We start from the raw sequence: 11,917 nt of genomic DNA, 5'->3' as shown, positions 1-11,917 counted from the left end.
CTTCATATAAAATTGGTGCTAAACTTATAGATTTGGGTTTCTCTCTTGTTCTACTTCTGGAATTGCAATAAGGTAGTCGTCTTCGCTAAAAGATTTTGCCCCCTCTAAACCAGATGCACTAAATGCCTGTGTACCCAATTTTCTTCTGGCAATATCGTACCATCTTTTAAGTTCAAAAGCAAGTTCTAATCTGCGTTCCTCTAATACCATGTCTGTAAAAGCAGCGCCAGATAATCCAGAAACATCTGCTGGTGATGCACTAGGCGTACTTCCTGCAGCACCATCTCTAGCTCTTTCTCTTACTTCGTTTACCCAGTCGTGTGCTTCTTGACTTCCAGGAGTAACCTCGTTAGCAGCTTCTGCTGCAATTAAAAGTACTTCTGCATAACGCATAAGTGAGTAAGCATGGCTAGATGCTCTACCATTTCCTCCAGATTCACCTCTAAAACGTGTGTATTTTGCACAATATGGTTGATTTTTATTTCTAGCATCTTTAGCGTTAAAACCTCCTTGACTATTAGAGTCTCCTAATAATTCTTGAGCTGTAGGGGGCTGGTTATAAGCTCTTTCAGTACCATCAAAAACTCCTGTGGTGTTAAAACTAACAGCTCTTCTGTAATCGTTTTCATCCCAAGTTGTAAATGCTTTAAGTGGTGGAACTAGAACTGCCCAACCTTCTTGACCAGAACCATATTGGTCATCTGCTCTAATTCCAGTAAATGGTACAAGATAATCTGTACTATAATTTCCAAGAGACGTGTCGCCAATATAATCTAATGCAAAAATTGGTTCTTTTGAATCACGAACTAAGGCTGAATTAAATAAATTTTGAAAATCTGGTTCTAAATCATACCCATAAGTGTTCTTTTTATTAATAACATCTTTAGCTTCTGCATAAGCCATTGGATAGTTGCCCATAGTTAAATAAACTGAAGCCAAATAAGAACTCGCTGCTCCTGCAGATGGTATAGATTTTGTTGCTTGCGTTGTTGGTAGCCATGTTTTTGCAAAGGTAAAGTCTGCAATAATGTTTGTGTAAACGTCTGCCGCTGCTGTTTTTTCTATATTATTACCTTCTTCTACATTGGTTACTGGTTCGCTTAGGTAAGGAATGTCTCCAAATTGTCTCACTAAATGGTAGTATGCTAATGCTCTTGCAAAATAAGCTTGAGCAACAACAGCATTTACTTCTGCTTCATCTGCATTTATAGTTTCTGCTCCTGCAATAGCTTGATTAGCTGCAGAAATTATTTGATACATTATTGGCCAACTTACTCTGGTTTGCCCATTGTCATCTAGATCCGTAAACTCATCATGGTCAATTCTTTCTTGTCTTGTGTTAGGGTCTGAAATTTCAATCATATCACTACGAAGCATAAGCGTCATGCCAGTTTCTCTAGTTAGGAAATAGCGATTATGCATATAACCATAAGCACCATTAACTGCTACTTGTAATTTGTCTATAGACGTAAAGTAGGTTGTAGGCGATAATAACCCTACTGGCTCTTCTTCTAAGTCTGAACAGCCTATCATTGATAATCCTATCAATAAAAATAAATATTTATATGTTTTCATTATGTCTGTTTTAGTTTATTATTAAAATTTCAAATTAAGACTCATAGTGACCGATTTCACTGTTGGATAATTACCAAAGTCAAATCCTTGAGTTGTGTTAGCCTTAGAATCGTTGCTTCCACCAGAACCAGAATAACTAACTTCAGGGTCTAAACCAGAATAGTTTGTAAAGGTTAATAAGTTTTGTCCACTTACAGATAATCTAAGGTTATCTAAACCTAATTTCTCTGTGATGTTTGCAGGTAAGTTGTAGCCTAAAGCAATATTTTTTAGTCTAATATAACTTCCATCTTCTACAAATCTAGAAGTTGAGCGTCTTACACCAGAAACTGTAGGAATATTGGAGTCTGTATTAGTTGGCGACCAAGCATTTAAAACATCTCTAGTTGTGTTAGAATCTCCAACATTAGACTGTAGCTTTGTTAGGTTGTAGATATCGCCACCTTGAACACCTTGAAAGAATATATTTAAATCGAAATCTTTGTATGAGAAGTTATTATTTATACCTAAAGTCCAATCTGGATTTGGATCACCGATTAATTTTTGATCGTCGGTATTAATTAATTCATCACTGTTTCCGCTAGCATCAGCGATATCTGTGTATAAGGCATCTCCAGCAACGGCACCACTAAAGACAGCTGTTCCTGCAGGAATGTTAGTACCATCATATACACCTCGGTATTCATATCCGTAAAATACACCAATAGCTTCACCCTCTCTTAAAACGTGAGTGCTACCACCTAATGATAAATAACTTGGTGCTGCATTTAGAAATACATCTTGACCATTTAATAATTTTTTAAATTCATTTTTATTTGTAGACCAGTTAAAATCTGTTGTCCAAGTAAAATTATCGTTTGTAATATTTCTAGTGTTTAACGATATTTCAAATCCTTGATTGTTTACCTCTCCTACGTTTCTTAAACTAGCAGCGGTAAGAAACCCTAAATATTGAGCTTGACTTCCGTCTTCCATTAAAAGATCTTTAGTGTCAATGTTGTAATAATCTAATGATAAGGATATTTTGCTATTAAATAAACCTAAGTCTATACCAATATTAGTTTGGTAAGATGTTTCCCATTTCAAATCATTATTAGCAGCTTGATCAGGTACAACAGCATTTACAACACTTCCTCCGTATAATCCGTTAATATTATCAAATTTGGCTAAGGATTGGTAAGAATCAATTGCTTGGTTACCTGTTAAACCATAACTAGCTCTTAATTTTAAGTTTGATATGGTTTCGTGATCCATTAAAAAGTCTTCATTAGATACTTTCCAACCTATAGCTCCAGATGGAAAAATTGCATATTTCTCGTTTTCAGCAAAATTAGATGCACCATCTCTTCTTACAGTCGCTGTAAATAGGTATTTGTCATCCCAATCATAATTTATTCTACCAAATTGAGATTGAATTTCAGATTCTACTATCGAAGAGTCCGGGATTAAAGGTGTATCTCCACCAGATAAGTTATAGAAAGAGAAATCGTCATCAATTAAGTTTTGTACTCCTGCTGAAAATCTTGTTGTTGTATTTTTTTGATATGAATACCCTCCTAATAAGGTTAAACTACCTTTACCAATTTCGGTTTTATAAGTTAAGTAATTCTCACTTAATAAGGTTGTAGATTGTCTGTTATTAATCTCTGCAGTACCGTTGTTTCCTCCATCGGTAATTAGTAATGTTTTTGGAATATATGTACCTACATTTTCGTTAAAAGTGCTATAACCAAAAGTTGTTTTAAAAGCAAAGTTTTCTGTAATATCATAGTTGGCATATAAGTTTGCTCTATATCTATCAGACTTTGTCTCATTTATACGTTCTGTGGCAACGGCATAAGGGTTGTCTACATTATCTCCAACAGAGTTAATAGTATAATCACCATTTTCATCGAAAATGCCTAAGTCTGGAGAAAACCTAACTAATAGTGAAATAACATCATCTCCACCTCCATTAGCAGTTTCACCTGTAGATTGTGTAGAAACTCCATTTTTAGTGGCTCTACTTCCAAAAAGGTTAAACCCTAATTTTAATTTATCTGTTACTTGAGCATCAATATTTGATAAGAATGTCATTTTTTCGTAGTCGGAATTTACAATAACACCTTCTTGTTGAAAATAGTTTGCAGAAGCATAAAAATTTATATTATCACTTCCTCCAGAAAAAGAAAACTGATGATTTTGTGTATGACCTGTTTTGTATAGTAGGTCTTGCCAGTCTGTATTTTCAGTTCCTTGTACATAAGACGGGTTTCTTAATTGTTGGTAAGCTGCAAATTCGTCTGCATTTAATAAATCTAGTTTATCTCCTGTGCTTTGCATAGCGTAATTAGTATTAACTTCTATAGTTAATTTACCACTTTTACCTTTCTTTGTCGTTACTAATACCACGCCGTTTGAACCTCTAGATCCGTAAATAGCGGTTGCAGAGGCATCTTTTAAGACCTCCATAGATTGAATATCATTTGGCTGTGGCATACTCGCACCTACAAAACCATCGACTACAATAAGTGGACTACTACTTGCATTGATAGATGTATTACCTCTAATTTTAATATTAATAGGAGCTCCCGGCTCACCACCATTATTAGATTGTACAACTACACCAGCTGCACGCCCTTGAAGAGCTTGTTCTGCATTTAGTACAGGAAACGCACTTAATTCTTCTGCTTTAACTGAAGATACAGCCCCTGTTAAATCACTTTTTTTACGGGCACCATAACCAACAACAACTACTTCATCTAAAGCACTTACGTCTTCGGTTAAAGCTACGTTAATTTTAGATTGACTTCCTACTGATACCGTTTTTAGTACAAAACCTACATAACTAAAGCTTAGTTCTAAATTAGTTCCTTCTACAGTTATAGAATAGTTTCCATCAAAATCGGTTGAAGCCCCTGTGTTTGTCCCTTTTACAATTACATTAACACCAGGTAACGGCTGGTTGTCTGCTTCCGAGGTTACTGTTCCTGTTATTGTTTTTTGTTGGGCATTTACAGTAAATGCAAAACAAAAGGCTAATAATAAAAGGTAAACCTTTTTTAATCGTTTGTGTTTTTTCATTAGTTTAATAAATTAGATTAGTTTAGAATAAATAATAAGACATATGTTGATTCTTGTGGCGATTCAACAGATATCTTGGCTTGTTTGTTTTTCTTCTTTCTTTTCTTTTTTTAGTTTTTCATAGAGTCTTTTTAGTAGATTTTAAAATTAGTTTAATTGTTGTTTTTAAGAGTTCGAAATTAGGAGTGAAATTGTCCGAATTTGAATATTGTTTAAACTGGTTTACCAATTTGGTTTACCAAATATAGTTAAATTTTTCATAAAAACAAGATTGAGTCAATTTGTTTTTATGTGCTAAGGGTTTGAAAGTGTGAAAGAAACTTATTTTAGTATGAGTGATGTTGAACTAACTAGTGGTGCGACATAGTATTATTTTTTTTAGATTAATAAGTTTATTACAATATTGGACGTATGTTTTATTGAATTTTTTTAAATTCCCTCTCATATCCGTTTGTTACTAATGTTTTTTTAATAAAAAGTATATTCGTTAGCATTAAATACTTTATTTAAGTCATTATTGTCACCTTGTTTTTAGCGTGCAGAGTTATAGGTAAGAGGTTCTTAAAAGTTTTGAAAATATAGCACGTTTAACCTATATCTTTTATTTTTAATTTCTTACGAAAAACCTAAAGTAGGAAAATTAAACAAATAAAGACACAAAACAGTGAAATAGTGTAATTTATTTTATGTCGGTTATTTGTTGTTGTGTTTTTAAATTAACAATGAATTTGTTTAATTTATAAGTTGAAAACTTGGTTATTTTTGACTTTTTTTCAATTTTAAAATCATTAATATGTTGGTCATTCTTTTGCGCAAGTGATAATAATGCTTATATTTGGTAAACCAATTTGGTAAACCAATTAAACCTTTTCTAAAAAAAATGAAAAAATCAAGAGTCAATTTACTCAGTTTAATACTCGTTTTAATCGTTATGTTTTCTTGTAAGGAGCAAGTGTCGAATGAAAAAAGTGAAATGGTTTCTACAGAGACTGAAGGAGGTCACCCCAATTTAATTCTTACAAAACAAGGAGTTAGGGAGATTAGAGCGCAATTGGGTAATATTCCAATTTTTGATAATACTTTAAAAGAAGTTCAAGAAGAAATTGATGCCGAAATTGAATTAGGTATCGATACACCAACACCAAAAGATTATTCTGGTGGTTATACTCATGTGCGTCACAAACGTAACATGATTGTTTTGCAAAAAGCAGGAGTTTTATATCAAATTTTAGATGATGAAAAGTATGCAAAGTATGTAAAAGATATGCTTATGCAATACGAGGGTATGTATAAAACATTGCCTAAGCATCCTAAAACAAGATCTTATGCTAGAGGCAAGTTGTTCTGGCAATGTTTAAATGATTCTAATTGGTTGGTTTATGTAAGTCAGGCTTACGATTGTGTTTATGATTATTTAACTGAAGAAGAAAGAAACAAGTTAGAAACTAATTTATTTAAGCCTTTTGCAGATTATATTTCTATAGAAAACCCTCAATTTTACAACAGAGTACATAACCACAGTACATGGGGAAATGCTGCAGTTGGTATGATTGGTTTGGTAATGAATGATGAAGAGTTAATCAATCGTGCTTTATACGGGATTAAAGATTTAGAAATGGATAAAACCGCCAAAGATGATGATGGTGGTTATATTAATAAGGACGGAAAAGCAGGATTTTTAGCCAATATAGAAGAGCCTTTTTCACCTGATGGATATTATAATGAAGGACCTTATTATCAAAGATATGCTATGTATCCTTTTTTAATTTTTGCTGAAGGCTTGCATAATGTAAGACCAGATGTGAAGATTTTTGAATATAAAGAAGGCGTGCTTTTGAAATCAATAAATGCTCTTTTAAATTTATCTGATGCGGATGGTGATTTTTTTCCGCTTAACGATGGTCAAAAAGGGATGTCTTATTACAATAGTGCTTTAGTAACGGCTGTAGATATTTCTTATCATTTTGGAGTGCAAGATCCAGGCCTGTTAAGTATAGCGAAGCAACAAAATAGAGTGTTGTTGGATGATTCTGGTTTAGCAGTAGCACTCGGAATAAAAAATGGAGAAGAAAAACCGTTTAATAAAAAGTCGATTAATTTATCCGATGGTCCTAATGGTTCCCAGGGTGGTGTGGGTATTTTGCGTAACGAAGGCATAGAGCTTGTTTTTAAATATGCGGCGCAAGGTTCAAGCCATGGGCATTACGATAAATTATCATATTCATTATATGAGAATGGTGATGAGGTTATCCAGGATTATGGTTTAGCTCGTTTTGTAAATATTGAACAAAAAGGTGGCGGAAATTATTTAAAAGAAAATAAAACTTGGGCGAAACAAACCATAGCTCATAATACCGTGACCCAAAATGAAACCTCTCATTTTAATGGTGATTTTGAAACAGGGAATAAATATCATCCAGAACTTAATTATTTTTCTTCAGAGCATGAAAATGTGCAAGTAGTAAGTGCAAAAGATGTTCATGCCTATGCAGGAACAGAAATGCTTCGTACTATGGCTGTTATAAAGGACGAAGATTTTGAAAAACCTTATGTTTTGGATATTATGAAGGTGACATCAAACAAGGCCAATCAATATGATTTTCCATATTACTTTTTAGGTCAGGTTTTACAAACAAACTTTGAATATAAAACACCAGCTACGTTAAAAACTTTAGGTAATAAAAACGGATATCAGCATTTGTTTGTTGAAGGTTCCGCTAAAGCGCAAAGTGGTAATAGTAAATTGTCTTGGTTGAATAAGGGTGAGTTTTATACGTTAACAACGGTTACTACTACTGCCGACGATTTGTTGTTTACACGAATAGGTGCAAACGATCCGTATTTTAATTTAAGACGAGAGGCTGCTTTACTTTTAAGACGTAAGAATGTTAAGAACACAACGTTCGTGTCTGCAATTGAGGCGCATGGAAGTTATAGTCCAGTAACAGAATCTGCAGTAAATTCTAAAAGTAATATAGCGGAGTTAAAAGTGCTTTTAGATACCGAAGCTTATACAGCAATTGTTATTACTAATGTAAAAGGTAATTCGAAATTATTTATTACTGCTAATATCAATAGTGAAAAGGAAGTAAAACATAAATTGAAAATTAATAATGAGAATTACGAGTGGTCTGGTTCTCATTATTTCAAATAAATAAATCAACTTAAATAAAAAATTATGAAAAGATTAAGTGAAAAGTACGTCATCACAAAAGACATGGAATGGGAAGAACTTGGAGGAGGAGTTTCAAGAAAGTTTTTAGGCTACGATAACCAAATTATGATGGTAAGAGTGAAATTTGAGAAAGGTGCATTAGGTTCTCCTCATCAACATTTTCACACGCAAGCTACTTTTTGTGCTTCAGGTAAATTTGAATTTGAAATTGATGGAGTAAAGCAAATTGTAGAAGCAGGAGATGGCGTATATATTGAGCCTAATTTATTACATAGTGCGGTTTGTTTAGAAGAAGGCGAATTAATTGACACATTTAGTCCTGTAAGAGAAGATTTTCTAAGTGGTGATGGTGTGTCTTATTTTGGAGATAAATAGTCAAAGTAAAAAATCTGTTATGATGATAAATTAATGCTTTTTAAAGTGTTTTTTTTATACAGGAGATATTTTAATAGATTTTTTAGTTAAAATTTATGAAATTACTGTTTTTAACAAAATTTTATATATATTTGGTAAACCAATCTGGTCAACCAGTTATTTGATTGAGTAAGAGTACTAAAGTTAATTTTATAAATTATAATTATGAAAGCTTTTTATAAAATATAAAAAAAGGACGGATTCATCCCCGTCCTTTTTAAAACTATTTACTTCTTGTAGGAGGGAAGTAAATTAAAACATGCCATTACATTAATTAAAACATGTGTTCTACAAAATTACATAATTATAGTTAGTACAGATGTTTTTAATACAATTTTAGGAGTTAAACAATTCTTAAAACTATGGAGTTATTTCAATTTTTAAAATTCAAATAATTTTGAAAATTAAACTCCATTTCAAACACAGTAAAAATTAAACTAATTTAATTTAATTATGAATTTAAAGTCTAAACTAATTTTAACAGTAATGTTGGTTTTCAATATTACTTTATTTGCGCAGAGCAGCAGGCAACTTACGGGTGTTGTTGTTTCGGCTGCAGATAACATCCCTATTCCTGGGGTAAATGTTATTATATCAAATACTTCAAAAGGAGCTTCAACAGATTTTGATGGTGCTTTTCAAATAGAAGTAAAGCAAGGAGATGTTCTTCAAATATCTTATGTTGGTTTTATTTCTCAAACTATTATTGTCGCTAATCAAAAAACATTGAATATAGCGCTTCTTGAAGATGTAGCTCAACTAAATGAAGTTGTAGTTATTGGTTACGGAGATCAAAAAGAGAAGACTATAACTAGTGCTTTAACAAAAGTTTCTGGTAAAGATCTTGAAAATATTTCGGTGTCTCGTGTAGAGGATGCTCTTCAAGGGAAAGTAGCTGGTTTAAGAATTCAAGTAGCATCATCAGAGGCTGGTGGTGATCCAAAAATCACATTAAGAGGGCCTGGATCAATTACAGGTTCATCGTCCCCTTTAATTGTTGTAGACGGAATTGTTTTAGGTAATGATGCTGATATTTTAGGATCTATCGATAATAATAATATTGATTCTATTAGTGTTTTGAAAGATGCATCGTCTGTTGCTATATACGGTTCTCGTGGAGCAAATGGCGTAATATTAGTTACTCTTAAAAAAGGTATTTCAGGGACAACAAAATTCTCGTACAATACATTTACGGGGTATAAATACGCTAATAAAAATGACAATTTTAATACTACCATAGCAGATGAAAGAGCTAGGTTAAATGGATTAGAGAGTGTGATTAATGGGATATCTCTTGATAGCCCGAACTATGATAGGATTTTAGGTGATTATGATTCTGCTTATGCTGAGCTTGAAGCTATGGATTTCATTGCTTCATTAGGTGGTGGTGAAAAAAACTGGCAAGATGAAGTTTTTAATGGAGGTGTTATAACTAGCCACTCTTTAGCAGTAAGAGGAGGTACTGAATTAACAAGTTACACGGCTTCTTTAGGATATCTTGAAGATGAGGGGATTGCATTAACCGATAATTTCAAGAAATATAATGCAAGAATAAAAGTTGATAGTAAATCAAAAAACAAGAAAATTAAATTTGGTGCAAATTTAAGTGTTAATTATAACGATCAAAATAAGTTGCCAGCGCGTTTTACAGATCCATTAAGACAATATGGGCATGTGCCGCTTTACTTAAATGAAGAACATTTAAAGTATGTTACTAATTTTTCTACAGATGTAGGGACTTCAACAGATGCTGGGAAACTATTTGAGAACCTTGGAGAAGGAAGTTATGGTTTTTCTAGAGCTTTTGATCATGTTTTTACACAAGACCCAAATAATCCTAGACAAATTCTTAGAGATCCTAATACAGGACTTCCAGTGGCTAGTGATTTAACATCAGGAGGACTAACTTTATCTACTACAAAAAATGTGCATCCTTTAGTTCATTTTCTGGAAAGATCTAGAACGAAGAAGAAATTAAGTTTAAATGCATCATCTTATATTGATTTTGAATTAGCGAAAGGGCTTAATTTTAGACAAACTGTTTCAGGTGTTTTTAGACACAATAAGAATAATGATGCTGACTATTTATATGGTCAAGAAAATAGAGATCAAGAAGCTTTCAGAGCAGAAGGAAGAGATGAATTAAATCAATTTGTATTTGAATCACTTGTTAAGTATAAGAAGAGTTTTGGTAAACATGAATTTAATTCAGTTTTTGGATTTGAGTATACACAAAGAGATTTTTATACACAAGAGACCGAAGCAGTAGGTTATACCAATGATTTTAATAATAATATTGCGCTTGCAGATGGAGGAACTACTTATACAGATAATGGAACAGATAAGTTAGTGTCTTATTTTGGAAGAGTAGATTATAACTATAATGAAAAATATTTATTACAAGTATCTGCTCGTACTGATGGTAGTACTAGATTTGGACCAAATACTAGGTTTGGGTTCTTTCCTGCAGCTTCTGTAGGTTGGGTTATGTCGAAGGAAAATTTCTTGTCGTCAAGCGATCTTGTAACATTCTTAAAATTAAGAGCTAGTTATGGTGTTTCGGGTTCTAATGAAATATCTAACAATATATTTGAATCACTTTATAGATTCGAAGAAACATTCGGAACTGTTGGTTATAATGGTCAAACAGGAGTTAAAGGGTTAACTTTAGCAAATAAAGATTTAGGTTGGGAAAAATTAGTAGAGTTTAACCCTGGGATAGATGTTACCTTTGGTAGAAGTCTTTTAAATTTATCATTAGATTATTATACAAGAACAAGTGAAGACTTAATTCTTTTTGCTCCGGTAGCAGGTACTTATGGTGCAGATAATTGGTTACAAAATATTGGTGAAGTTAAAAACGAAGGTCTTGAAATAGAATTAAATTCAAGACTTATTACTAGCGAAGATTTTAGTTGGTCTGCTTCAGGTCAGTTTTCTTTAAACAGAAATACAGTTCAAAGTTTAGGGAAAAGTGAACAAATTATTTCTGAGATTGCACAGGATACCAGAGCTACACAGTTTATAGCTAAAGTAGGGCAACCAATAACATCTTTTTACGGTTGGGTTTACGAAAAAGAAATTCCGTTAGAGTGGGTTGATAATCCTTTTAATAGGTTTAATAATGATTTTGCAGATGTTTATGTAAAAGATTTAAATAATGATGGTGTTATAGATGATGAGGATAGAACGGAATTAGGAAGTCCTTATCCAGATTTTACTTGGGGATTCAGTTCAGATTTTAGATATCAAGATTTCGATTTTTCATTCCAATGGCAAGGGTCTCATGGAGCCGAAGTTAGAGTTGCCGATTTAGATCAGTTGTATTATGCTAGTGAATCTGCCGTAAATGAGCTTGCTAGTTTTCCTGATAGAGATTTAACAGTTCATAGAAGATTTACAGACGATCATATTCAAGATGCTTCTTTTGTGACTTTAAGAAATGTAACATTAGGTTTCTCTTTACCAGAATCGTTTACTTCAAGAAATGGAATTGATAAGCTAAGGTTTTATTTAACAGGAGAGAATTTATTGTTTTTTACTGCTAAAGGTTATGAAGGGTTTAACCCAGATGCTTCTGGTCAAACATCAGATAATGCCAATACGCCATTAACATCAGGTTATCAAAGAGGAGATGGTCCAGTGGTTAGAACAATTTCAGCAGGGATTAACTTTCAATTTTAATTAATT

5 protein-coding genes are annotated in these 11,917 nt (G+C 32.7%); 3 read left to right on the top strand and 2 right to left on the bottom strand.

Annotated features, from left to right (window positions below; genetic code table 11):
• Positions 1-24: 24 nt before the first annotated feature.
• The gene (locus tag M4I23_RS00495) at positions 25-1,575 is read right to left on the bottom strand and encodes a RagB/SusD family nutrient uptake outer membrane protein (protein WP_249753078.1); all 1,551 of its coding nucleotides are present in this window, start codon (positions 1,573-1,575) and stop codon (positions 25-27) included.
• Between the two features lie 21 nt (positions 1,576-1,596).
• The gene (locus tag M4I23_RS00490) at positions 1,597-4,638 is read right to left on the bottom strand and encodes a TonB-dependent receptor (RefSeq protein WP_249753077.1); all 3,042 of its coding nucleotides are present in this window, start codon (positions 4,636-4,638) and stop codon (positions 1,597-1,599) included.
• 880 nt (positions 4,639-5,518) lie between these two features.
• Here M4I23_RS00490 and M4I23_RS00485 point away from each other — a divergent pair.
• From M4I23_RS00485 to M4I23_RS00475, 3 genes are all read left to right on the top strand, one after another.
• Positions 5,519-7,792, top strand: coding sequence for an alginate lyase family protein (locus M4I23_RS00485; protein ID WP_249753076.1), 2,274 nt, complete (start codon positions 5,519-5,521; stop codon positions 7,790-7,792).
• 24 nt (positions 7,793-7,816) lie between these two features.
• Positions 7,817-8,188, top strand: coding sequence for a cupin domain-containing protein (locus M4I23_RS00480; RefSeq protein ID WP_158845768.1), 372 nt, complete (start codon positions 7,817-7,819; stop codon positions 8,186-8,188).
• 492 nt (positions 8,189-8,680) lie between these two features.
• Positions 8,681-11,911 carry a TonB-dependent receptor gene (locus M4I23_RS00475; protein WP_249753075.1) on the top strand — a complete coding sequence of 1,077 codons (3,231 nt, stop codon included), beginning with the start codon at positions 8,681-8,683 and terminating at the stop codon, positions 11,909-11,911.
• The last annotated feature ends 6 nt before the right edge of the window (positions 11,912-11,917 follow it).

Origin of the sequence: Algibacter sp. L4_22, assembly GCF_023473045.1 — a bacterium.
Classification (GTDB): Bacteria; Bacteroidota; Bacteroidia; order Flavobacteriales; family Flavobacteriaceae; genus Algibacter.
The sequence above is the reverse complement of the archived record's forward strand: the minus strand, read 5'-3'. Positions and strand labels throughout refer to the sequence as shown.

Excerpts from the sequence above, each read along its gene's own strand:
- M4I23_RS00495 (WP_249753078.1), bottom strand. The coding sequence starts at position 1,575 with ATGAAAACATATAAATATTTATTTTTATTGATAGGATTATCAATGATA.
- M4I23_RS00490 (WP_249753077.1), bottom strand. The coding sequence starts at position 4,638 with ATGAAAAAACACAAACGATTAAAAAAGGTTTACCTTTTATTATTAGCC.
- M4I23_RS00485 (WP_249753076.1), top strand. The coding sequence starts at position 5,519 with ATGAAAAAATCAAGAGTCAATTTACTCAGTTTAATACTCGTTTTAATC.
- M4I23_RS00480 (WP_158845768.1), top strand. The coding sequence starts at position 7,817 with ATGAAAAGATTAAGTGAAAAGTACGTCATCACAAAAGACATGGAATGG.
- M4I23_RS00475 (WP_249753075.1), top strand. The coding sequence starts at position 8,681 with ATGAATTTAAAGTCTAAACTAATTTTAACAGTAATGTTGGTTTTCAAT.